General features: G+C 73.1%; 20 protein-coding genes and 1 riboswitch. Of the genes, 6 read left to right on the top strand and 14 right to left on the bottom strand.

The genetic code is table 11. The annotated features are described in order from the left end of the window. Nucleotides 1–31: 31 nt before the first annotated feature. A complete protein-coding gene (locus IE206_RS08050) occupies nucleotides 32–1,129 on the bottom strand; it encodes a pyridoxal-phosphate-dependent aminotransferase family protein (RefSeq protein WP_189961305.1) in 1,098 nt (365 codons plus the stop codon). 78 nt (nucleotides 1,130–1,207) lie between these two features. Between IE206_RS08050 and IE206_RS08055 the strand changes: the two genes are divergently transcribed. After that, on the top strand, nucleotides 1,208–2,293 hold the full coding sequence (locus IE206_RS08055; RefSeq protein WP_189961306.1) for an amidohydrolase family protein: 1,086 nt from the start codon (nucleotides 1,208–1,210) through the stop codon (nucleotides 2,291–2,293). Here IE206_RS08055 and IE206_RS08060 read toward each other — a convergent pair. Both IE206_RS08060 and IE206_RS08065 read right to left on the bottom strand, forming a co-directional pair. Then, nucleotides 2,271–3,470, bottom strand: coding sequence for an MFS transporter (locus IE206_RS08060; protein WP_189961307.1), 1,200 nt, complete (start codon nucleotides 3,468–3,470; stop codon nucleotides 2,271–2,273). The two genes, IE206_RS08055 and IE206_RS08060, sit on opposite strands and share 23 nt — an antisense overlap. Nucleotides 3,471–3,587: 117 nt before the next feature. Beyond that, nucleotides 3,588–4,184, bottom strand: a complete 597-nt coding sequence (locus IE206_RS08065) for a TetR/AcrR family transcriptional regulator (RefSeq protein ID WP_189961308.1) — start codon at nucleotides 4,182–4,184, stop codon at nucleotides 3,588–3,590. Between the two features lie 362 nt (nucleotides 4,185–4,546). Here IE206_RS08065 and IE206_RS08070 point away from each other — a divergent pair, with 362 nt between their 5' ends. Beyond that, the gene (locus IE206_RS08070) at nucleotides 4,547–5,527 is read left to right on the top strand and encodes an SCO1860 family LAETG-anchored protein (protein ID WP_373300886.1); all 981 of its coding nucleotides are present in this window, start codon (nucleotides 4,547–4,549) and stop codon (nucleotides 5,525–5,527) included. Between the two features lie 276 nt (nucleotides 5,528–5,803). Here IE206_RS08070 and cobC read toward each other — a convergent pair whose 3' ends face one another. Continuing rightward, the gene (cobC, locus tag IE206_RS08075) at nucleotides 5,804–7,342 is read right to left on the bottom strand and encodes an Rv2231c family histidinol phosphate aminotransferase CobC (protein ID WP_189961309.1); all 1,539 of its coding nucleotides are present in this window, start codon (nucleotides 7,340–7,342) and stop codon (nucleotides 5,804–5,806) included. Between the two features lie 87 nt (nucleotides 7,343–7,429). Between cobC and IE206_RS08080 the strand changes: the two genes are divergently transcribed. Further along, the gene (locus IE206_RS08080; protein WP_189961310.1) at nucleotides 7,430–8,152 is read left to right on the top strand and encodes a ZIP family metal transporter; all 723 of its coding nucleotides are present in this window, start codon (nucleotides 7,430–7,432) and stop codon (nucleotides 8,150–8,152) included. Nucleotides 8,153–8,157: 5 nt separating this feature from the next. Here IE206_RS08080 and IE206_RS08085 read toward each other — a convergent pair whose 3' ends face one another. The 8 genes from IE206_RS08085 to IE206_RS08120 form a co-directional block, all read right to left on the bottom strand. Further along, entirely contained in the window at nucleotides 8,158–9,639 is a 1,482-nt protein-coding gene (locus IE206_RS08085; protein ID WP_189961311.1) for a cobyrinic acid a,c-diamide synthase CobB, read from the bottom strand. Beyond that, the gene (gene cobO / locus IE206_RS08090) at nucleotides 9,633–10,241 is read right to left on the bottom strand and encodes a cob(I)yrinic acid a,c-diamide adenosyltransferase (RefSeq protein WP_189961312.1); all 609 of its coding nucleotides are present in this window, start codon (nucleotides 10,239–10,241) and stop codon (nucleotides 9,633–9,635) included. The genes IE206_RS08085 and cobO overlap by 7 nt, the downstream gene beginning before the upstream one ends. After that, nucleotides 10,241–12,271, bottom strand: coding sequence for a putative cobaltochelatase (locus IE206_RS08095; RefSeq protein ID WP_189961313.1), 2,031 nt, complete (start codon nucleotides 12,269–12,271; stop codon nucleotides 10,241–10,243). Before IE206_RS08095 ends, cobO begins: the two co-directional genes overlap by 1 nt. A 52-nt stretch (nucleotides 12,272–12,323) precedes the next feature. Then, a complete protein-coding gene (locus IE206_RS08100) occupies nucleotides 12,324–13,829 on the bottom strand; it encodes a cobyric acid synthase (RefSeq protein ID WP_189961314.1) in 1,506 nt (501 codons plus the stop codon). After that, entirely contained in the window at nucleotides 13,811–14,767 is a 957-nt protein-coding gene (locus IE206_RS08105; RefSeq protein ID WP_189961315.1) for a cobalamin biosynthesis protein, read from the bottom strand. Before IE206_RS08105 ends, IE206_RS08100 begins: the two co-directional genes overlap by 19 nt. Nucleotides 14,768–14,865: 98 nt before the next feature. After that, nucleotides 14,866–15,004, bottom strand: a riboswitch (cobalamin riboswitch). A 101-nt stretch (nucleotides 15,005–15,105) separates the two neighbouring features. Then, nucleotides 15,106–15,327 (bottom strand): hypothetical protein, encoded by a 222-nt coding sequence (locus IE206_RS08110; protein WP_189961316.1) that lies wholly within the window; start codon nucleotides 15,325–15,327, stop codon nucleotides 15,106–15,108. 32 nt (nucleotides 15,328–15,359) lie between these two features. Then, a complete protein-coding gene (locus IE206_RS08115; protein WP_189961317.1) occupies nucleotides 15,360–16,637 on the bottom strand; it encodes an inorganic phosphate transporter in 1,278 nt (425 codons plus the stop codon). A gap of 130 nt (nucleotides 16,638–16,767) precedes the next feature. Beyond that, nucleotides 16,768–17,544, bottom strand: a complete 777-nt coding sequence (locus tag IE206_RS08120; protein WP_189961318.1) for a lysozyme — start codon at nucleotides 17,542–17,544, stop codon at nucleotides 16,768–16,770. A gap of 111 nt (nucleotides 17,545–17,655) precedes the next feature. Between IE206_RS08120 and IE206_RS08125 the strand changes: the two genes are divergently transcribed. The 3 genes from IE206_RS08125 (at nucleotide 17,656) to IE206_RS08135 (ending at nucleotide 21,213) form a co-directional block, all read left to right on the top strand. Then, nucleotides 17,656–18,315 carry a class II aldolase/adducin family protein gene (locus IE206_RS08125; RefSeq protein WP_189961319.1) on the top strand — a complete coding sequence of 220 codons (660 nt, stop codon included), beginning with the start codon at nucleotides 17,656–17,658 and terminating at the stop codon, nucleotides 18,313–18,315. 62 nt (nucleotides 18,316–18,377) lie between these two features. Beyond that, nucleotides 18,378–19,505: an alpha/beta hydrolase gene (locus IE206_RS08130; protein ID WP_189961320.1), complete on the top strand. Its 1,128-nt coding sequence runs from the start codon at nucleotides 18,378–18,380 to the stop codon at nucleotides 19,503–19,505. Between the two features lie 364 nt (nucleotides 19,506–19,869). Next, nucleotides 19,870–21,213: a hypothetical protein gene (locus tag IE206_RS08135; protein ID WP_189961321.1), complete on the top strand. Its 1,344-nt coding sequence runs from the start codon at nucleotides 19,870–19,872 to the stop codon at nucleotides 21,211–21,213. Nucleotides 21,214–21,364: 151 nt separating this feature from the next. On the opposite strand, the gene IE206_RS08140 is transcribed toward IE206_RS08135, so the two are convergent. Beyond that, nucleotides 21,365–21,754, bottom strand: a complete 390-nt coding sequence (locus tag IE206_RS08140) for a VOC family protein (RefSeq protein ID WP_189961322.1) — start codon at nucleotides 21,752–21,754, stop codon at nucleotides 21,365–21,367. Between the two features lie 90 nt (nucleotides 21,755–21,844). Continuing rightward, entirely contained in the window at nucleotides 21,845–22,738 is an 894-nt protein-coding gene (gene ypfJ / locus IE206_RS08145; RefSeq protein ID WP_189961323.1) for a KPN_02809 family neutral zinc metallopeptidase, read from the bottom strand. Nucleotides 22,739–22,850 lie beyond the last annotated feature (112 nt).

Here is a 22,850-nt window from a genome sequence, read left to right on the forward strand (position 1 = left end):
GAGGAACGCGGAAGAAGTGCCCCCAGGTTTGTCACCAGGTTTCGGAAACGGCCTTGCGGGCAGCTTCCAGGTCCACCGCGATCCCGTACTCGCCGAGCGCCGCACCCAGCGCCGCGAGCGAGGACTGGACGACGCCGCGCGTGGCGTCCACGCCGTAGTGGTTGACCCGGATCATCGTCGAGGCCAGCGCCCCGCCGCCGGCGATCAGCGGCAGCGAGGGGTCGGAGGCCAGCGCCTTGGCGACCAGCTCCGAGGCGTCGACTCCCTCCGGCGCGCGCAGAGTTGTGGCCACCGGGGCGGCGTCCGCGGCCTCGTGGACGTACGGGGCGAGCCCGCCGCCGAGCGCGACGGCGCCCGCCCGGGTCGCGGCGGCGGCCGAGGCGTGCCGGGCCGTCACCGCGTCCAGGCCCTCGGACTCGATGCGCTCCACGCACGCCTCAAGAGCGAGCATCTCCAGCTGTGCGGGCGCGTGCAGCAGGGCCTTGCGGCCGCCGTCGATCCAGCGCTGCTTCCAGTCCAGGAGGGAGAGGTAGGAGCGGCGCGGAGCGTTCGGGTTGGCGGCGATGCGCTCCCAGGCGCGGGCACTGACCGAGACCGCCGAGACGCCGGCCGGGCCGCCCATCGCCTTCTGCGCGCCGATCACGCACAGGTCGACGCCCCAGGCGTCGGGAAGCAGCGGCTCGGCGGCCACCGAGGCCACCGCGTCCAGCATGAACAGGGCGCCGTGCCGGCGCACGACCTCGCCGATCTCCGCGACCGGGTTCGTGTTGCCGGTTGCCGCCTCCGCGTGAACGAGCGAAACGAAATCGATCTCCGGGTGTTCGGTGAGCGATCGATCGATCTGCTCCGCGGTGACCGCCGCGTGGAACGGCACCTCCAGATCGATCACCTCGGCCCCGCAGTCGCGCAGCCAGTTGCCGAAGGTCTGCCCGTACGGACCGGTCACCACGTTCAGCGCGGTGGAGCCGGGGTGTGCGGCACCGCGGATGCAGCCCTCCAGGGGGAGCAGCGCCTCGCCCTGCATGATCACCACGTCCTGCCCGGTGTCGAGCAGGGCGGCCACGCGGCGCTCGATCGCCGCGAAGTGGTCGGCGGTGAGCGGGGCCAGGTCCAGGAGCGGGTGTGTCACGGCGGTGCCTTCTTCGGTCAAGTCGGGGTGTTCGAGCCTCTGGAGGGAGACTACCCAGCGCCTCGTACAGTGCTGACCATGAGCGATCGCACGGTGCTGCATGTGAAGGGGCGCGTCCTCGCGGGACCCGAGGACGTACGGGACGAGCTGTGGGCGGTCGACGGGCGGATCACCTACGAGCGGCCACCGGGCGAGACCCTCACCGTGACCGGCTGGGCGCTGCCGGGCCTGGTCGACGCGCACTGCCACGTGGGGCTCGACAAGCACGGCCCCGTACCGGACGAGGTGAGCGAGAAGCAGGCCCTCACCGACCGCGACGCCGGAACGCTGCTGATCCGCGACGCGGGCTCGCCCTCCGACACCCGCTGGGTCGACGACCGCGAGGACCTGCCGAAGATCATCAGGGCGGGCCGGCACATCGCCCGTACCCGCCGCTACATCCGCAACTACGGCCACGAGATCGAGCCCGGCGACCTCGTCGCCTACGTCGCCCAGGAGGCGCGGCGCGGAGACGGCTGGGTCAAGCTGGTCGGCGACTGGATCGACCGCGACGAGGGGGACCTGACCGCGTGCTGGCCGCGCGGCGAGGTCGAGGCCGCGATCGCGGAGGCCCACCGGCTCGGCGCCCGGGTCACCGCGCACTGCTTCGCCGAGGAATCGCTCCGGGACCTGGTCGAGGCGGGCATCGACTGCATCGAGCACGCCACCGGCCTGACCGAGGACACCATCCCGCTGTTCGCCGAGCGGGGCGTGGCGATCGTGCCGACGCTGGTCAACATCGCCACGTTCCCGCACATGGCCGACGGCGGCGAGGCCAAGTTCCCCGACTGGGCCGCCCACATGCGCCGGCTGTACGAGCGTCGCTACGACACGGTGCGCTCCGCCTACGACGCCGGGATCCCCGTTTTCGTCGGCACGGACGCGGGCGGCTCGCTCGCCCACGGCCTGGTCGCCGCCGAGGTCGCCGAGCTGGTGAAGGCGGGCATCCCGCCGATCGACGCGCTCTCCGCGACGGCCTGGGGGGCCAGGACCTGGCTCGGCCGCCCCGTCCTCGAGGAGGGCGCCCCGGCGGACCTGGTGGTCTACGACCAGGACCCGCGCGCGGACGTCCGGGCGCTTGCTGCGCCGAGCCGCATCGTGCTCAACGGGCGCGTTGTGGGCTGACGGGGATCAACTCGGCGCCCGCTGCCGGGAGTTCGCGGGTGCGCCGCCGGGCGGCCAGCTCGGGCAGCAGGCTGAGGATGCCGAGTGTGGCGAGCCCGGCGCCGAGCCACAGCGGTGCCCGCAGTCCGAAGTGGTTGACGCCGACCCCGCCGAGCGAGGAGCCGATGCCGACGCCGAGCGTGATGAACGAGGAGTGCACCGAGTTCACCAGCGGCCGGGCGTTGGCGATGCGCTGCACCCGCATGACCATCGCCGGGTTCATGGTGACCCCGACCAGGCCGATGCCCAGGATGAACACCACGGCGGGCAGGGCGAGTCGGGCGAGCAGCGCGAACCCGGTGAGGAAGAGCAGGTTCAGCGCGAGCCCGGCCGCGAGTACGTTCAGCGCGTACCGGTCGGCGAGCCGGCCCACCACGTGGTTGCCGATCACGGTCGCGGCCCCGTACGCGATGAGCAGCACGGGGACGGTCCCGTCGGCGAAGCCGGTGACCTCGGTCAGGATCGGGCTGAAGTAGCTGAACGCGGAGAACGTCGCGCCGATGATGAACGTGCTGGTGACGAGCGCCAGCCACAGCCTGCGCCGCCGGAAGACGGCCACCTCCTGCCGGAAGCCCCCGCCGTCCTCGGCCCGGCCGAGCCGGGGCACCCCGGCCAGGGTGCACAGCGCGGCGGCCACGGTCAGCATGGTGATGGCCCAGAACGCGGCCCGCCAGCCCAGGTGTTCACCTATCAGGGTGGACAGCGGCAGCCCGAGGAGGGTGCCGAGCATCAGCCCGTTGAGCGCGACGGACGTGGCCCGGCCGCGTTCCTCGGGGCGGGTCAGCTGGGCACAGATCGACAGCGAGACACCGAAGAACGCCTGCGAGGCGGTGCCGGTGACGACCCGCGCGAGCAGCATGACCGCGTACGTGGTGGCGGTCGCGGCCAGCACATTGCCGGCCAGGAAGACACCGAACAGGACCATCAGCGCCCGTTTCTGCGGCAGCCGCATCACGGCCACGGTCAGGAAGGGGCCGCCGAACGCCATGGCCAGCGCGAACGCGGTGACGAGATAGCCGATCCGAGGGACCGTGACTTCGAGGCCCGCAGCCATCTGCGGCATCAGTCCGGCGACGACGAACTCGCTGGTGACCATGGCGAATATCCCCAGGGCCAGTACGTAAACGGCGCGAGGCATGACAGGGGTGCTCCTGTTCGGGATTTGTTCGGACTACTGGTTATGGATTGGTCGGTACAAAACTGAGCCATGAAGCACGCGTCAACCCGGCCGGATCGAGTGGGAGTTGACGAAGAATCAGCTGATCAGGGTGTCCATGGCGGTGTCGATGATGCCCTCCAGGTCGGCGCGGCCGGCGCCGCCCTGGCCGGCCACCCGCAGTCCGGCGATCACGGAGTTGAGGTAACGGGCGAGGGTGAGCGGATCGCGCCGGGAGGTGATCTCGCCGGCGCTCCGGCCGGTGGCGATGACCGTGCGCAGCGCGTCGAGGCGGCGGGCCAGGTCGCGCTCCAGGAGGGCGGCGGCCCTGGTGTCGCGCCGGGCGAGCTCGACCGTGGCGTTGACCGCGAGGCAGCCGATGCTGCGCCCGTCTCGGCGCTCCTTCATCTCGCCGTCGACAACCAGGGCGAACAGGGCCCTGATGCGCTCCAGTGGGCCGAGCCGCTCGTCCTGGAGGAGTTCGAGCTGGGTCGCCGTCATCATGTCGACATAGCGGCCGAGTGCCCGCTCGAAGAGGTCGTGCTTGCTGATGAACGTGTTGTAGATGCTGCTGCGGCCCAGTCCGGTGGCCTCGCACAGGTCCTGGGTCGAGGTGGCCTCGTAGCCGTTCGCCCAGAACGCGCGCATGGCCGCGTCCAGGGCCCGCTCCTCGTCGAACTGTCTCGGTCGGGCCATGGTCGTACCGTAGCACCGTTTTGAATCGAGCTGTCCAATACGTTGCTCGGTTGACCGGACGTTACGCGGGGCGCGGCCGGATCGTTGAACGCCTTCATGTGTACGCCGGTGTGGTGGGGCGGCGTACGGGGTGGGAGTTGGTGTCGGGGGTGACGGGAGGGGGAGGTTGTGCCGGAAGAATCGAATATGGGAACGGAAACCACCCTTTGGGGTTAACTCGCGCCAGGTGACCGCCAGTTCACTCTCAGTGCGTAAAGATTCGGTGTCCCAAGTCGCCGGCGCGCCCCTCGATTCGCAGGAGTCCCACGAGTCCCCGTGGCGGGCGCCCGGACTGCCATGTCTCCTGTGGGGGTACCACCGTTTTGAACAGCAACAACTTCGGCCTGCCCTTCTGCCTGCCCGCGAACGGTCCGGCCGCACCTCGTCCGGTCGGCCGCCGCTCCGCCGCGATCGCGGCCTGCGTGGCGCTTGCCGCCGGGCCGCTGCTGCTCGCCGCGCCCGCGCGGGCCACCGGCGTCGAGGGCGACGGCGGCGGCCGGGCGAGCGCCGTCGTGCTGCGCACCGGGCTCGACGTCTCCCTGCTCAACAAGGCCGTCGACGTGCCGCTGAAGGCCACGCTCAACGAGGTGCAGGCGCCGGCCGGTGCCGAGAGGACCGCGCTGACCGTGAAGCTCGACGGGGTCGGCGGCGGGCAGCCCGTCGATGTCCTGAAGGCGGACGTGGCCACGGCCAGGGCGAGCGTCGACGCGAAGAAGGCGGAGGGCTCGTCGCGGCTGGTCAACGCCCGGCTGCACGTGCCCGGGCTTCCGCTGCTCTCCCTCGTCGAGGTGGGGGAGGTGACCTCCGGCGCGGTCTGCGAGGCGGGCCGTACTCCGGTCGCGAAGTCGAATGTGCTGGGTGCGGTGACCGTGCTCGGCAGGAAGGTCACGCTGTCGGCGGGCGGGACGACGCGGGTGCAGGTGCCGGGGGTCGGCGAGGTCACGCTCGACCTGTCGAAGGCCACGACCACCTCGCGGACCGCGGCGGCCGTCGCCCTTCGGCTGAAGGTCACGGTCAACCCGCTCCATCTGAACGTCGCCGTGGTCAAGGGCGAGGTGACCCTTGCGGAGGCGACCTGCCAGTCGCCGAAGACGCCCGCGAAGGCTGCGCCGGCAGCGGCGGACCCGGACGCGGGTCCCGTCTCCACGGCGGTGAAGACGCAGAGCGTCGCGTCGGACACGAAGCTGGCGGAGACCGGGGGGAGTTCCGCCACGCCGTATCTCGCGGGTGGGGCGGGGGTGCTGCTCGTGGGGGGTGCGGGGGCGCTGGTGCTGACCCGGATGCGGGCGCGGGCGCGAGGCTGACCCCGGGGGGCCGGGGCGCCGCCCGCCCGCGGGGCTGCGCCCCGGCCCCCCTTCGGCCTGCGGGCCGTGGGTGGTCGCTCGCGCGGTTCCCCGGCCCCTCAAGACTCCTTCGGCCGCGGACCGTGGACGGCCGGTCGCGCAGTTCCCCGCGCCCCTGGCAGGGTCGTCCCTGGCAGGGTGTCCAGGGGGAGGCACACCCAGCCCGTCCGGCGTTTGAGGGCGAGCGCCCTCCAGGCGCTCCCGGGGGCTGGGGCGGAGCCCCGGGATGGCCCCGTTTCAGCGGGTCGTCAGGGTCAGGGCCTGGTCCAGGGACTGGAGGAAGCGGTTCGTTGTGGCGCGGTCACGGACCGCCAGGCGGAGCCAGTCCGGGCCGAGGCCCGGGAACGTGTCGCCTCGGCGGGCCGCGAAGCCGAGCGTGCGCAGACGTTCTCTCACCTCCGCCGCGCCCTCGATCCGTACGAGTACGAAGGGGCCCTCCGCCGGCTCCACCACCGTCACCTCCTCGAACTCCGCCAGCCCGGCCAGCAGATGCGCCCGGTCCGAGGCCCCCCGCACCGCCGCCGCCTCGGCCTCCGCCAGCGCCCGGGGTTCCATGCAGGCGCTCGCCGCGACCAGTGCCGGGGTCGACACCGGCCACAGCGGCTGGGCCCGCTGGAGAGCGGAAATCGTCTCCGGGCCGGCCAGGACGTAGCCGATCCTCAGCCCCGCCAGGCCCCACGTCTTGGTCAGGCTGCGCAGTACGACCAGGCCGGGCAGGTCGGTGCGGCCCGCCAGGGCCTCGCGCTCGCCCGGCACCGCGTCCAGGAACGCCTCGTCCACCACCAACGTCCGCCCGGGCCGGGCGAGTTCGGCCAGTGTGCGGGCCGGGTGCAGTACCGACGTGGGGTTGGTCGGGTTGCCGACCACCACCAGGTCCGCCTCCTCGGGGACGGCAGCGGGGTCGAGCCGGAAGCCGTCCTCGGCCCGCAGCAGCACCCGCCGCACTTCGTGCCCCGCGTCGCGCAGCGCCGCCTCCGGCTCCGTGAACTGCGGGTGCACCACCACCGGGTGACGGAACGTCAGGGCGCGGGCAAGGAGCACGAACGCTTCCGCGGCGCCCGCCGTGAGCAGCACCCGTTCCACCGGGAGGCCGTGCCGTGCCGCCACCGCCGCGCGCGCGGAGCGCCCGTCCGGATAGGCGGCGAGCCCGGTCAGGGAGTCGGCGATGCGCTCCCGCAGCCAGGCCGGGGGAGTACCGGTGCGGACATTGACGGCGAGATCGGTCAGCTCGCCGCCGTCGTCGCGGACCTCGGCGTCACCGTGGTGACGCAGATCGTGCTGGGCCTCGGTGGCAGGCAGGGACATGGCTTCGCTCCTGGTGGGGGGTCCGTCGCGTCGGCCGGCGAACGGCCGGAGGTGGGGTCGACGTACGATCGCACACGTCGCCATGGCGGCACGGCCCGCGGCGCTCGACTTCCGCTTGGGGACGAGCAGTTCACCGCCCCCGGCCAGGGCGGCGGCCTCCGCCACGGACGGGGTCCCGACGGCCGCACGTACGTCGTTGGAACCGTGCGGCACCGGGATGGCCGCGAGCTCCTCGGCGGCGTACGGGACGATCGGAACCCCGAGTTCCGCGGCGGCGCCGACGATGCCCGGCTCCGTCGACTTGCCGTCCACGGTGGCCAGTTCGGTGACCGCGAGCGGATCGAGGCCCGCGTCCGACAGGGCGGCCTCGATCAGGCCGAGCACCTCGTCGACGGACACGCCCTTCGAGGCGCCGACACCCACGACGAGCGGCGCCCCGGCGCGCTGGGGGATGCGGGCGTCGTCGGCCATGGCGGGATCCTCTCAGGCCGCTCTGGAGCGGCGGCGGAGCCGGACGTGGACATGCGGAGTGCGGGCCCCGTCGGTTAGCAAGGGCGCATGGCGGTATTCGTCGCGCTCGGCGCGTTCCTGATGACCCTGGTCGGCGGCTGGACCGCCCAGCGGGTCACCGACCGGCGCCACCTGGTGCTCGGGCTCGCGGGCGGACTCATGCTCGGCGTGGTCGGGCTCGACCTGCTGCCCGAAGCCCTGGACGCGGCCGGCGACGACCTCTTCGGGGTACCCCGCGCGCTGCTCCTGTTCGTCGGCGGCTTCCTCTTCGCGCACGTCGTCGAGCGGGTCCTCGCCGTGCGCCAGGCCGCCCACGGGGCGGGCGAGCACCGGGCCCCACAGGTCGGCGTCACCGTCGCCTCCGCGATGGTCGGGCACAGCCTGATGGACGGCGTCGCCATCGGCGCGGCCTTCCAGGTGGGCGCCGGCATGGGCGTGGCCGTGGCGCTCGCCGTCATCACCCACGACTTCGCCGACGGCTTCAACACGTACACGATCACCAGTCTGTACGGGAACGAGAAGCGCAAGGCGCTGGCGATGCTGTTCGCCGACGCGCTCGCCCCGATGGCGGGGGCCGCCTCGACCCTGCTGTTCACCCTTCCGGAGCAGCTGCTCGGCAGCTATCTGGGGTTCTTCGGCGGCGTGCTCCTGTATCTGGCCGCCGCCGAGATCCTCCCCGAGGCCCACCACGAGCACCCCGCCCTGTCGACGCTGCTGTGCACCGTCGCGGGCGTGGGGTTCATCTGGCTGGTGGTGGGCATCGCCGGCTGAGTACGTCATCTCGCGCAGCCCTCGGCGAACCGGCGGGCGACCTCCGGCCGGGCCGCCCAGTGCGTGTGCAGATAGCTGGCGTGCACGCCCTGCTGTACGAAGCCCTCGACGCGGCGCTCGGGGTGCACGATGCCCCATGCGGGGTCGGCGCCCGCGCCCGGCTCGATCACCGTGCGGTGGAACTCGTGGCCGCGCAGCCTCGTCCCGGCGACGGCCAGGCTGTTGTCCCGCACCGCGACGGCCTCCCGGTACCCGAGTGTGAGCCGCCCCGACATCCGCGCGTCGGCGTCGAGCACCCCGCACATGGGCTGGCCGTCCAGCGACCGCGCGAGGTAGAGCAGCCCCGCGCACTCGGCGGCCACGGGCGCCCCCGACCGCGCGAGTTCGGCGACGGCCTTGCGGAGCGGTTCGTTGGCCGACAGCTCGGCGGCGTACACCTCGGGAAACCCGCCGCCTATCACCAACCCGCTCGTACCGAGCGGGAGTTGCTCGTCCCTGAGCGGGTCGAAGGTGACGACGTCCGCGCCGGCGGCGGCGAGCAGCTCGGTGTGCTCGGCGTAGGAAAAGGTGAACGCGGGCCCGCCGGCTACGGCGACGAGGGGCCGCCGACCTTGATTCCGCCGGCCGTGGATCGCAGCCCCAGCCGCAATATTCAGCCCCTCCTGCGGTTGGGGAGCGGGGTTCGGGGCGGAGCCCCGTGCGAACCGGTCCGAGGCCACTTCCACCGCCGGAGGCTTGCGGGAAGGGGCGGGGCGGGGGAAATCGGAGCCCGGCTCCCACGCCTGCGTACCCAACGGCGGAGCCGACCGCGCGAGGGCGGTCAGTGCATCCAGATCGCACCCCGCCCGCACCTGCTCCCCCATGGCCGCCACCGCGTCCACCGCATCGGCCCGACGCTCGGCGACCGGCACCAGACCCAGGTGCCGGGACGGGGTGTCGACCTGGGGGGCGCGGCGCAGGGCGCCGAGGACCGGCACGCCCACGTCCTCCATCGCCTCGCGCAGCAGCGCCTCGTGCCGGTCCGAGCCGACCTTGTTGAGGATCACCCCGCCGAGCCGCACCTCGGGGTCCCACGACGCGAAGCCGTGGACGAGCGCGGCCACCGACCGGGACTGCGAGGACGCGTCCACGACGAGCACCACGGGGGCGCGCAGCAGTTTGGACACCTGGGCGGTGGAGGCGAGCTCACCGAGCCCGCTCGCCCCGTCGTACAGGCCCATCACGCCCTCGACCACGGCGAGGTCGCAGCCGCGTGCCCCGTGCGCGAACAGCGGGGCCATTAGCTCGGGCCCGCACATGTACGCGTCGAGGTTGCGGCCGGGCCGCCCGGTCGCGAGCGAGTGGTACCCGGGGTCGATGTAGTCGGGCCCCACCTTGTGCGGGGACACGGCGAGCCCGGAGCGCGTGAACGCGGCCATCAGGCCCGTCGCGACGGTGGTCTTGCCGCTGCCCGACGCCGGGGCCGCGACGACGAGACGTGCTACCACTCGATGCCCCGCTGGCCCTTCTGCCCCGCGTCCATCGGGTGCTTGACCTTGGACATGTCCGTCACCAGATCCGCGTAGTCGAGCAGTGCCTGCGGCGCGTTGCGGCCGGTGATGACGACGTGCTGGGTGCCGGGACGGTCGCGCAGCACCGAGACGACCTCGTCGACGTCGACCCAGCCCCAGTGCAGCAGGTAGGCGAACTCGTCGAGGACGTAGAACTTGTACGTCTCGGCGGCCAGGTCGCGCTTGACCTGCTCCCAGCCCTCGCGGGCCTTCTCCTCGTGGGTCGGCTCGCCCTCGGCGGTCTCGCGCTGGATCCACGACCAGCCCTCGCCCATCTTGTGCCAGTCGACGGGGCCGCCCTCGCCGGACGCCCCGAGCACCTTCAGCGCGTTCTCCTCGCCGACCTTCCACTTCGCCGACTTCACGAACTGGAACACCCCGACCGGCCAGCCCTGGTTCCAGGCGCGCAGCGCCATCCCGAACGCTGCCGTCGACTTCCCCTTGCCGACACCCGTGTGCACCATGACCAGCGGCCGGTTGCGACGCTGACGGGTCGTCAGACCGTCCTCGGGTACGACACTGACCTGTCCCTGCGGCATTAAGCGGCCCTCCTCGAAGTTCCCTGTACGTCCTTGACGAGACCGGCGATCGAGTCCGCGCGCAGCTCGTCCAAGGTGACGGCGGTGCCGCCGAGTTCGCGCGCCAGCTCCCCGGCGAGCCCGAGCCGCACCATCCCCGACTCGCAGTCCACGACCACCGACGCGGTGCCCCCGGCGGCGTGCAGCCGGGCCGCGCGGGCGCCGAGCGCCACCGGCTCGGGGCCGCCCGTGGCCCGGCCGTCGGTGACGACCACGAGCAGCGGCCGCCGCGAGGGGTCGCGCAGCCGCTCCACGCGCAGCACGTCATGGGCCTTGAGCAGCCCCGCGGCGAGCGGCGTGCGCCCGCCGGTCGGCAGCGTTTCGAGCCGGGCGGCGGCCGCGTCCACCGACGAGGTGGGCGGCAGCGCCAGCTCGGCCTCCTTGCCGCGGAAGGTGACCAGACCGACCTTGTCGCGGCGCTGGTAGGCGTCGAGGAGCAGCGACAGCACCGCGCCCTTGACCGCGCTCATCCGCTGCCGGGCCGCCATCGACCCGGACGCGTCGACCACGAACAGGACGAGGTTGCCCTCGCGGCCCTCGCGGGTGGCCTGGCGCAGATCGTCCCGGCGCACCACGAGGCCGCGCCCCGACCGCCCGCGCGCCCGCTGGTGCGGGGCCGCCGCCTGTACGGTCGCCGCCAGGTGCAGCTTGGTGAGCGCCCCTTGGGGCCGACGCGAACCGGTCGTCCTGCCGTGGTCGGTACGGGCCCGTGAGCGCCGGCCCGCCGCGCCCTCTCCGAGCCCGGGCACGCTCAGCATCTTCGTACGGAACGGCTCGGCGGCCTTCACCGCGGCCCGCTCGCCGGGGGCGGGGGCGGGGGCGGCGGGCGGCTCCAACGCCTCGGAGGATTCGGACGAGTCGGGGGATTGTGCGGGGCTCTCGGGGGAGTCGCCCTGCGGCGGCACCCCGCCGCCTCCGCCGCCACCGCCCGGGCCATCGGGGCCCGGGTCCGGATCGTCGTCGCCCTCGTTCTCGTTCTCGTCCTGGAACTGCTCAAGCGTCTCGTCGAGCTTGTCCTGGTCGAGGCCCGGCGCGTCGAACGGGTTGCGCCGGCGCCGGTGCGGAAGGGCGAGCAGGGCGGCCTGGCGGACGTCCTCGCTCGTCACCTCGGTGCGCCCCGCCCACGCGGCGAGCGCGGTGGCGGTGCGCGCCATCACGATGTCGGCGCGCATTCCGTCCACCTCGAACGCGGCGCAGGTGGCGGCGATCTGGAGCAGCACCGCGTCGCCGAGCACGACCGAGGGCAGCAACTCCCGTGCCGCCACGATGCGTTGGCGCAGCTCGCCCTCCTCGTCCGCCCAGCGCGCGGCGAATCCGGCCGGGTCGTCGTCGTACGCCAGGCGGCGGCGCACCACCTCGACCCGCTGCTCGGGCTCGCGCGATGCCGCGACCTCGACGGTCAGGCCGAACCGGTCGAGCAACTGCGGCCGCAGCTCGCCCTCTTCGGGGTTCATGGTGCCGACGAGCAGGAACCGCGCGGCGTGCCGCACGGAGACGCCCTCGCGCTCGACGTACGAGGAGCCCATGGCGGCGGCGTCCAGCAGCAGGTCGATGAGGTGGTCGTGCAGGAGGTTGACCTCGTCGACGTACAGGATGCCGCGGTGCGCGTCCGCGAGCAGGCCCGGCTCGAAGGCCTTCACGCCCTCGCCGAGCGCCCGCTCGATGTCGAGGGCGCCCACCAGACGGTCCTCGGACGCGCCCACCGGGAGCTCGACCATGCGCGCCGCGCGGGCGGTGCCGGGACCGCTCTCGTGCGGCCCGTCCGGGCACTGCGCGTCGGGCGCGGCCGGGTCGCAGCTGAAGCGGCAGCCCGCCACGACCGCCACCTCGGGCAGCAGATCGGCAAGGGCACGCACGGCGGTGCTCTTCGCGGTGCCCTTCTCGCCCCGCACGAGCACGCCGCCCACGGCCGGGCTCACCGCGTTCAGGAGCAGCGCGAGGCGCAGGTCGTCCATGCCGACGACGGCGGTGAACGGATACCGGGTGCTCATGTGCCGATCTCTCCTTCGAGTAGTGCTGCAGGCCGCGGTGCTCGCCGGGTGTTCACGGTGCCCCCGGCGGGATGAAGGGCAGCCCGGCGGGCGGGCCCTGCTCGATCAGCCTCAACAGGGCATCGGTGTCCGCGTGTTCTTCGATCAGGTCGCCGAGCCGGTCGAGCTGTTCCTCGCGCAGTGCGCCGAACGAGGTGTCGGGTGCGGGCACGAACCGGCGGCCCGCGGCCCGGGCGACCTGTTCGAGGAACCGGCGCCGGAACCCGTCGCTCTCCAGGGAGCCGTGCCAGTGCGTACCCCAGACCGCGCCCACCCGGCATCCGTCCAAGAAGGACTGCCCGCCCAGGACCTCGGCCACGCCGTGGTGGATCTCGTACCCCTCGACGGATTCCCCGAGGGCCTCGCCGACCGGCCGGGCCAGGGTCTTCTCGGCGGCGAACCGCACCCGTACGGGCAGCAGGCCGAGGGCGGCCACCGAGCCCGCCTTCGACTCGACCTCGTCCTCGATGTGCTCGCCGAGCAGCTGGAACCCGCCGCAGATGCCGAGCACCGGACGGCCCTCGGCGGCCCTGCGCGCCAGCTCCGCAGCCAGGCCGCGCTCGCGCAGCCACTCCAGGGCGCGGACCGTGCCGCGGGTGCCGGGCACCACCACGAGGTCGGCGTCGGTGAGCTCCTCGGGACGGTCGACGAACCGCACGACCACGCCGGGCTCGGCCGCGAGCGCGTCCACATCGGTGAAGTTGGACATCAGCGGAACGGCACAGACGGCGACCCGCAGCACGTCCTCGCCGACCGGCGGCGCCACCACGGACTCCCGCACGGCTCCGCGCAGGGACACCCGGAGGCCGTCCTCCTCGTCGATGCCGAGGCCATGGGCGTACGGCAGGATCCCGTAGGTGTGCCGCCCGGTGAGGCCGCGCAGCATCTCGATGCCGGGCTCCAGGAGCGTCACGTCGCCCCGGAACTTGTTGACGATGTAGCCGGCGACCAGCGCCTGGTCCTCGGGGCCGAGCAGCGCCGTCGTCCCGAAGAACGAGGCGAACACGCCGCCCCGGTCGATGTCGCCGACCACGACGACGGGCAGCCGCGCGGCCCGCGCGATGCCCATGTTGACGATGTCGGTACGCCGCAGATTGATCTCGGCCGGGCTGCCCGCCCCCTCGCAGATCACGGCGTCATACGTGCCCCGAAGCTCCGCGAGGCAGTCCAGCACCGGCTCCAGCAGAGTCCGCTGGCGCCCCCCGTGGTAGCCGCGGGCACTCATCTCGCCCACCGGCCTGCCCATCAGGACGACCTGGCTGGAGCGGTCGCTGCCCGGCTTGAGCAGCACCGGGTTCATGAGCGCGGTCGGCTCCACGCGCGCCGCCTGCGCCTGCATCGCCTGCGCCCGGCCGATCTCCGCGCCCTCGCGCGTGACGAACGAGTTCAGCGACATGTTCTGGCCCTTGAAGGGCGCGACCTTGACGCCCCGGCGCACCAGCCAGCGGCAGATCCCGGCCGTGACGACGCTCTTTCCCGCGTCCGAGGTCGTGCCCGCGATCAGCAGCCCGCCACCCATGTACGTCCCTTCCTCACTGCGGCCCTCGTCGCCACGGAGGCGGCCAGCGTCAGCCAGCCCACCTTGCGCGAGAGCCGTACCGCCCGTTCGATGTCCGCGACCTCGACGGCCCGCCCCGATCCGTTGAGGACCGGCCGGTGTTCGACGCGTCCGGCATAGGAGAGCGTGCCCCCGAGCCGTACGCCCAGCGCTCCCGCGAACGCGGCCTCGACCGGGCCCGCGTTGGGGCTCGGGTGCCGGGCGGCATCGGCGCGCCAGGCCCGTACCGCGCCCTTGGTGTCGGGGCCCGCCAGCGCCGCGAGGACGGCGGTGAGGCGGGCGCCCGGCCAGCCCGCCACGTCGTCCAGGCGCGCCGAGGCCCAGCCGTACCTGCGGTACCTGGCCGATTTGTGCCCGACCATCGCGTCCAGCGTGTTGACCGCCCGGAAGCCCACCAGGCCGGGCACGCCCGCGAGCGCGCCCCACACCAGGGCGCCGACGACCGCGTCCGAGGTGTTCTCGGCGACCGACTCGACGACGGCCCGCGCGATGCCGTCCGCGTCCAGGGACTGCGGGTCGCGCCCGCACAGGTGCGGCAGCCGCTCCCGGGCCACCTCCACGTCGCCCGCGGCCAGCGCGCCGCCGATCGCCCGCGCCTCGCGGCCGAGCGACGTGCCGCCCACCACCGTCCAGGTGGCGGCGGCGGTCAGCGCGACGGATGCGGCGGGCCGGGCCCGTACGGCACGGGAAAGGAGGACGGCAGCGCCCGCGGCGCCGCCCGCGCACACCAGGGTGTGCAGCGCGCCCCGGCCGCGGTGGTCGCGCCACAGGACGCGTTCGACGGCGCCGGCCGCGCGTCCGAACGCGGCGACCGGATGGCCGCGGCGCGGATCGCCGAGCAGGAGGTCGCCGAGGAGTCCGGCCGTGGCGCCGTAGGCGAAGGTGCGATCGGCCCGCATCCGCTCAGCCCGTCAGGGCGTCGCGGGAAGGGCCGGAATGTCTCGACGGGCAGGCGCGCATGGCGGTATGTCCTCACTCAGGGTGTCCGCGCCCTGGTTCGACGTGACCGGCGGTGAGAGTTCCTGGCTCGCGGGGATCACTCCCCGGTGACAGTGGCGGGACCGCGCCGGATTCGCACCGGCTTCCTCTTCTGCCGCCGTAGCTGGCCGGTGCAGTCCACCACGCTGCGAGAACACCCGTCAACTTGCCGTTGACCTGCGGCGCGAGAGAGTGCGCGGCGCCACACAGAACCGCCCTCCGGCACGGGCCAAAGGGCGGTTCGGGTGATGTCCGTGGGTCAGGCGACGATCAGATAGATCCCGTACGCGACGGCCGCCGCGCAGGCCGCGAAGCAGACGTACGCACCGGTGCGGGCCAGCGCCACATTGCCGGTGCCGGATGCCGCGGCCTCGTGCTTGGTGAGGCCGACGATGCCGAGGGTGAACAGGCCCACCAGGCCGACGGTCACCACGAGGCTGACGCCGAAGACGGAGCCGAGAGCTGCCCAGTCGATGTGCATGAGGATTCCTTAGCTGTGCCGGAGAACCGGGGTCATCCCTGAAGGAGCGGGGCCGGGGTGGGCGGGTCGGCAGGGGTCGCCGGTGCCGGGGCCTGGATCGTGGCCTTGAGGTCGATGGCCGCGGCGGCCGCCGCGGTCGGCGGCGGGGTGACCGCGGCGATCGCGGTGGTGACGACACCGGCGGGCTCGGCCGCGGGGGCCTCGCCGATCTCGTCGGCGGTGACGTTGTGGTGGTCGACCGGCTGGCGGCGCGACAGCTTCCAGATGGTGCCCGAACCGGCGACCAGGAGGATCGCGACGGCGACGATGCCCCAGGTGCCCTGCTTGGTGAGGAACTCCGCGCCCGCGCCGACGAGGCCGGCGGCCGGCAGCGTCAGAACCCAGGCGACGGCCATCCGGGACGCGGTGGACCAGCGGACCACGCCGCCCTTGCGGCCGATGCCCGCGCCCATGACGGAGCCCGAGCAGACCTGGGTGGTGGAGAGCGAGAAGCCGATGTGCGAGGAGGCCAGGATGACGGTGGCGGCGCCGGTCTGGGCGGCGAAGCCCTGCGGCGGGCGCAGCTCGGTCAGGCCCTTGCCCATGGTGCGGATGATGCGCCAGCCGCCGAGGTAGGTACCCATCGCGATGGCCAGACCGGCCGAGACGATGACCCACAGCGGGGGGTTCGCGCCCGGGTGCAGCACGCCTCCGGTGACCAGGGCGAGGGTGATGATGCCCATCGTCTTCTGGGCGTCGTTGGTGCCGTGGGCGAGCGAGACGAGGCCGGCCGAGGCGATCTGGCCCGCGCGGTAGCCCTTGGCGGTGGCCTTCTCGTCGGTGTTCCGGTTGAGCCGGTACGTGAGCCGGGTGGCCAGCATCGCGGCGATGCCCGCGACGATCGGCGCGGCGACGGCGGGGAGCAGCACCTTGGTGACGACGGTCGAGCCGTTGACCGAGGACCATCCGGCCGACATGACCGCGGCGCCGATCAGGCCGCCGAACAGGGCGTGCGAGGAGCTGGAGGGCAGACCGAGCAGCCAGGTCAGCAGGTTCCAGAGGATGGCACCGACCAGGGCCGCGAAGATGACCTCTGTTCTGATGCCTTTTTCGTCGATGATCCCGCCGGAGATCGTCTTGGCGACCTCCACTGACAGGAACGCGCCGACCAGGTTGAGCACGGCGGACATCGCGACCGCCGTCTTGGGCTTCAGGGCGCCGGTCGAGATGGTGGTGGCCATCGCGTTGGCGGTGTCATGGAAACCGTTCGTGAAATCGAACACGAGAGCTGTCACGACCACAATCGCGAGCAGCAGCGTGATGTGTTCCATTTACCCAGGCAATCGTTCGACGTCAGTGGCTGGACGAACGTAAGTAACCTGAGTGAACGGAAGATGAACTGGCGCGGGCGTGTCGGTGTTCGTGGCCACTTCTCGCCTCCGTTCGGCTCACCGAGAACGTTCAGCGGCCCGCCGCGAACCGCTTCAACTGCCCAAAAGACCCATTGAAGAGATTCTGGTCACCCGGCAGGCTCCCGCTCCCGTTCTGGAACTGCCAGAACGTCCAGTACGACCAGCCCGCCGGCAGCGGGCCGGGCGTGTCGGCGTACCGGGCCAGCCACAGGGCGTGGTGGGCCGCGAAGGCCTTGCTGTGGCCGGTGCAGTCGTTCCACCAGCCCGCGGTCGTGTAGATCACCGGGCGGCGGCCGGTGAGCAGCTGCACCTCGTCGCTGAACCCGGTGATCCAGGAGGTCATCGCGGCCGGACTCAGCCCGTAGCACTTGCCGCCGCCGTCCTTGGCGTCCTTGCCGTACGGGTTGTGCTCCAGGTCGACCGCGGGCGGCAGCGTCCAGCCGTCGTCCGACCAGTCGCCGCCGTGGCGCACGAAGAAGTCGGCCTGCGCCTGGCCGGACGCCTGGTCGGGCAGCGCGAAGTGGTAGGCCCCGCGCACCAGACCCGCCTGCCGGGCGCCGTCGTACTGCTGCCCGAAGTAGGGATTGCGGTACGTCGTCGACTCGGTCGCCTTCACATAGACGAACGAGGCGCCCAGGCCCTTCGCCGAGCCCCAGTCGACGTCCTTCTGGTGCGAGGAGACGTCGTGGCCGAGCGGCTTGTCCGCGGCGGAGGCGGCGGGCAGCGCCGCGAGCGCCACACAACCCAGCGCCAGCACGGCCACGAACCCCGTGAGCGCGCCGCGCACCCGGGCCCGGCGCGGGAGAGGATTGCGGTCGCGAGCCATGAGGTCCCCCCAGAATTCCGATGATGTACGGAACAAAGCACCCAGAGGCTAGTTGAAGATCACCACCGAACTCCCGTATCCCGGCCGCTCGGCCCTGGCAGGATCGGCCGCATGAGCGACGACGAGGCGGCGATCGCCGCGGCATGGGCCGAACTGACCGACACCGCGCGCAGGACCGCCGCGGAAGGGCTGGTCGTCGGCACCTCGGGCAATGTGTCGGTACGCGTCGGCGAGCTGGTCCTGGTCACCCCGACCGGCGTCCCCTACGACCGGCTCGGCCCCGCCGACACCGTCGCCGTCGACCTCGAAGGCCGCCAGGTCATGGGCACGCTCCGGCCCACCAGCGAGATCCCGATGCACCTCGCGGTGTACCGGAACACCGACGCGCGGGCCGTCGTCCACACCCACGCCGTGCACGCCACGGCCGTGTCCACCCTGGCCACCGAGCTGCCGCTGGTCCACTACATGGCGGCCGCGCTCGGCGGCCCGGTCCGGGTCGCCCCGTACGCCCTGTACGGCAGCGAGGAGTTGGCCGAGAACATGCTGCGCGCCCTGGAGGGCCGCACCGGATGTCTCCTGCAGAACCACGGAACCGTCACTTACGGAACCGGCCTCGCCCAGGCCTACGACCGCACCGCCCAGCTGGAGTGGATGTGCCGGCTCTGGCTCACCGCCTCGGCGCTGCCCGGCCGCACTCCGTCCCTGCTCAGCCCCGCCCAGCTCGACGAGGTCGCCGAACGGCTGCGCGGCTACGGGCAGCCCCCGCCGTAGGACGCCGCCCCGATGGGCTCCGCCCACTGGCACCACGGAGGGCCCGAGCCGAGACTGGAGGGGTGCGCCCCGCTACGAAGACGGCCGTGGCCGTCACCACACTCCTCGGCGTCGGCGCGGCAGCGGTCGTCGCCGGACGCTGTGCCAGCGACGCCGCCCTCAAGGCGCCGCCGGGCCGCCCGCTGCCCACCGACCCCCGGCTGACCGTGCACGCCACGGCCCCGGGCCGGATCACCCTGACCCGCTCGCTCGTGTCGCTGCGGCCGGGCACGTACGGCCTGGAGGGGCGGGATGCCCACGCCGTCGTCGGCGAGGTCCTCGACGGCGCCCCGCCCACCGCCGACACCGTGGTACGCCGTCTGGAGCGGGTCACCCACGGCAGCCTCGCGCCGGGCGACCGGGTGCGGCTCACCCCCCAGGTGCACCGAGGCACCCCGAGCGCCACCCTCGGCCTCGCGTACCAGGACGTCGAGATCACGGCCGAACTCGGGCCGCTGCCCGCCTGGTTGGTGCCCGGCCCCCGCACCACCTGGGTGATCGCCGTGCACGGGCTCGGCACCACCCGCGAACACCCCCTGAACGTCGTGGAGTTCCTGCACCGCCAGCAGCTCCCGGTGCTCCTGCTCGCCTACCGCGGCGACGACGGCTCGCCCCGCTCGCCGGACGGGCTCGGCCACCTCGGCGACTCCGAGTGGCGCGACCTCGACGCCGCGATCCGCTACGCCCTGCGGTCCGGGGCCCGGCGGGTCATCCTGCACGGCTGGTCCACCGGCGCCACGATGGCCCTGCACGCCGCCACCCACTCCGCACTGCGTGAGCGCATCGCAGGCATCGTGCTCGACTCGCCCGTACTGGACTGGGAGTTCACCCTGAAGGCCCTCGCCACCGCCCACGGCACCCCGGGCGCGCTCCTTCCGCTCGCCGTCCGGGCCGCCCAGGGCCGCACCGGCCTCCACGGCGACCGCCTCCAGGAAGCCGTCGACCCCAAGGCCCTGCGCGTCCCGACGCTGCTCTTCCACGGCCCCGACGACACGCTCGCCCCCTGGGGCCCGTCCCGCGAACTCGCCGACCGCCGCCCCGAACTGATCAGCCTGCACACCGTCCCGCACGCCCCCCACGCCTCCATGTGGAACGCCGCCCCCCGGACCTACGAAGAAACCCTGCGCCGCTTCCTCACCCCGCTCATGTGACACCCCGCAGGACCCCCCGGTACGGCATGCGGGCACGAGGGCGGATTCCGTTTGGGCTTTCGTGCGGTGCCCGGACCGTGTCCGCCCGGGGCGCGACTCCCGGACCGCCGGCAGACCCGACGGCTCCGATGCGGCGTGAGGGCGAGATTCCGCTTCGGCTTTCGGGGGGTGCCGGGTCTGTGTCTCTCCACGGGACGGCCTCCGGATCCCCAGCAGTCCCCGCAGCCCCCGGCGTGGCGATCGTGGCCGATTCCGTTTGGGCTTTCGGGCAGTGACGGGGAAGACTGCCTGCGTGACGTCCCGGAAGCCTGAAGAGAAGTTGCCGCGCGACTCCAGACTGCGGCTTGTCCGCGCTCCGCACCCGATGCAAGCCCGACCCCTTGCCACCGCCCGCAGGGCCATGACCGGCCGGCGCACCCGGCCGGCGCCCAGGCCGCCCGCGGGCACCCCGGCCGCCGCCGAACTGGCCCGCCAGGCCAGGGCGGTGCTCGCCGACGCCGTGCGCGTCGCCCGCTGGACCGACGCCGAGCGTGCGCGGGGCGGCGCCCCCGGGCCCGGGCGGCCGGGCCCGCTGCCCGAGCCGGTGGCCGAGCGGGCCGCCGCCGCACTGGGTTTGACGCCCGGTCAGGTGCGGGCCGGCTGGGACCGGGCCCGGCTCGCCGGCCTCGTCGAGCTGCACGGCGCCACGGTGCGGCCCGGCTGGCGGCTGCGTGCCTGGGACCGCGACGACGCGGCGGTCCTGCGCGGCTGGGTCGCCCTGTTCGACGCCTGGTCCCTGGTCCACCCCGCGCCGGAGGACATCGCACCCACCGCGGTCGCCGAGGTCGTCGAAGCCGTCCCCCAAGTGCTCTCCCTCCTCCAGCTCTCCAACGGGCCGGTCCTCGTGCCGGCCCTGCTCGACCTGCTCGGGCAGCGGGTCGCCGAACTCCGTGAGGAGCGCTGCGAGGTCCCCTACGGACCCCAGCCCGACCCCGTGTCCCTGCCTCCGCTCCTGCCGCACCTCCTCGGCTGGGCCCTGGACGGGCTCGCCGCCGTCGGCGCGCTGGTCCTCGGCGAGGGCCAGGCGACCCTGACCCCGCTCGGCAACTGGGCGGTCTGGGTCAAGCTGGAGCAGATCTGCGTCGCCGCGCAGAGCCCCGCCGGGAACATCGAGCAGTCCGCCGAGGACATGCTGCGCGGCTGCGCCGGCCTCACCCCGGGCCCGGCCCGCACCGAGTACCGGGCCTGGACCGCCGCCCGCACCGTCGGCAGCGCCGTCACCGAGCTCCTCGACGTCGCCCGGGGCGACGACGCCCTGCTGCGCGGGCTCGCCTTCGAGGCACTGCGGGTCGTGGGAGCGCCCGCCGAGGCCGGGGTGCGCGCCGCCGCGACCGAAACCTGCCTGCGCCCCTATGCCCTGCTCTGGCTCGCCGAGTACGAGGGCGCCGACCCCGAGGACGTCCTCGGCGTCCTCACCCGCGAGGAGTCCACCTGGCTGTGGGTCGACACGGCCGCCGCCGTGGCCGACCACGGCGAGAGCGAACTGCTCGTACGCCACCTCGACTCGGCGGTGCAGGGCACGGTCCCGGCACTGCTCGACGAGGTGCGGGCCGTCGGGCATCCGCGCACCGTGCAGGTCCTGGTCGCCCTGGCCGCGGCCCACCCCGACCCGGCCCTGGCCAAGGCGGTCCGACGGGCCGCCTTCCAGGTCCATACGGGCTCCGTGTAGCGCGACGCGCGTAGCGAGACAGCCGCCCGCCCCCAGGGGCGGCACGTCCGACGTCTTCAACTCCCCTTGCCTGTAAGCCTGTTGAGAACGACCGGTCCGCCCGGCTCGGGGCCCTCGCGCCAGAGCTCAGACGCCGGCGGCGCCTGCCCCCTCACTCCGCGCCGCCCGGCGCATACGTGCCGAAGCTCCACACGTTGCCCTCCGCGTCCCTCGCCATGTAGTCCCGCGAGCCGTAGTCCTGGTCCGTCGGCTCCATGAGGATCTCCACGCCCTGCTCGGCGGCGCGCTTGTAGTGCGCGTCCACATCGCTCACCACCACGTACACGCCCACCGGGCCCGCGTTCGCCATCACCTTCGCGAAGAGGCCCTCGCGGCCCTTGGAGCCGAGCATCACCAGGCCCGTCCCACAGGACAGCTCGGCGTGCATCACGCTGCCGTCCTCACCCTCGTACGCGCACACCTCGGTGAAGCCGAAAGCGTCCTTGAGCTGGCGGATCGCCGCTTTCGCATCGCTGTAGAGAATCGTCGGGTACATGCTCATGCCGATCACTCCTTCCGGAGTCAAGCCGCCGATTGTGACCTGGATCTCAGTGTTGCACCCGGCACTGACAACGCCCGTCGGCGCCCGGAATCACCGCGCGAAGGTGTTGCAGCGGCCCATGTCGCCGGTCTGGTAGCCGGTGTAGAACCACTGCTGGCGCTGCTGCGCCGAGCCGTGCGTCCAGGTCTCCGGCGTGACCCGGCCCTGGAACTTCTCCTGGATCCGGTCGTCGCCGACCGCGGCCGCCGCGTCCAGGCCGTCCTTGATGTCCTGGGCGGTGAGCTTGGAGATGAGCGGGCGGCCCGTCGACTTGTCGGGGGTCGTCGTCGCGTGGTGCGCCCAGACCCCGGCGTAGCAGTCGGCCTGCAGTTCCACCTTCACCGAGTTGCTGTTGGCGCCCTGCTGCCCGTCCTGCGCCTTCTGCAGGGTGCCCGTCAGGTTCTGGATGTGGTGCCCGTACTCGTGCGCCACCACATACGCCTGCGCGAACGGGCCGCCGCTGGAGCCGAACTTGGTGCGCAGTTCGTCGAAGAAGCCGAGATCCAGATAGACCCGCCGGTCACCCGGGCAGTAGAAGGGCCCGACGGCCGAACTCGCTGCGCCACAGGCCGTGTTGACCCGGTTGGTGAAGAAGACCGTCTTGGCGGGGGAGTACTTGCCGCCGCGCCGGGGGACCTCCTGGCCCCAGTAGTCCTGCACGCTGTTGACCACCGCGACGATCCGGCAGTCCTCCTTGGTGTTGGCGTCCGAACCGGTGCGGCAGTTCTTGTCCACCTGGGCCTGCGACGACGAACTCGCCCCCGGCGTCGTGTCGCCGGACGAGAGCCCGAGCTCCTCGGGTCCCACGCCGAAGAACAGGCCGAGCAGCAGCGCGACGACGCCGACGATTCCGCCGCCGACCGTGGCGCGCCCGCCCGGGATCCGGCTGCCGCGCTCATCGTCGACCTCGGACGTGTCCAGATCGGCGTCGTCGTCGAACTGCATGGGCGCACCACTCTCTGTTCACCCGGGCGGCGTGAGGGGCAGCCCGCTCGCGGTCACCCCGAGTATCAGGAAAGTCACCCCGAGTATCAATCGGTTCATTGTCCTACGCCCG

It is taken from the genome of Streptomyces violascens, assembly GCF_014649955.1.
Classification (GTDB): domain Bacteria; phylum Actinomycetota; class Actinomycetes; order Streptomycetales; family Streptomycetaceae; genus Streptomyces; species Streptomyces violascens.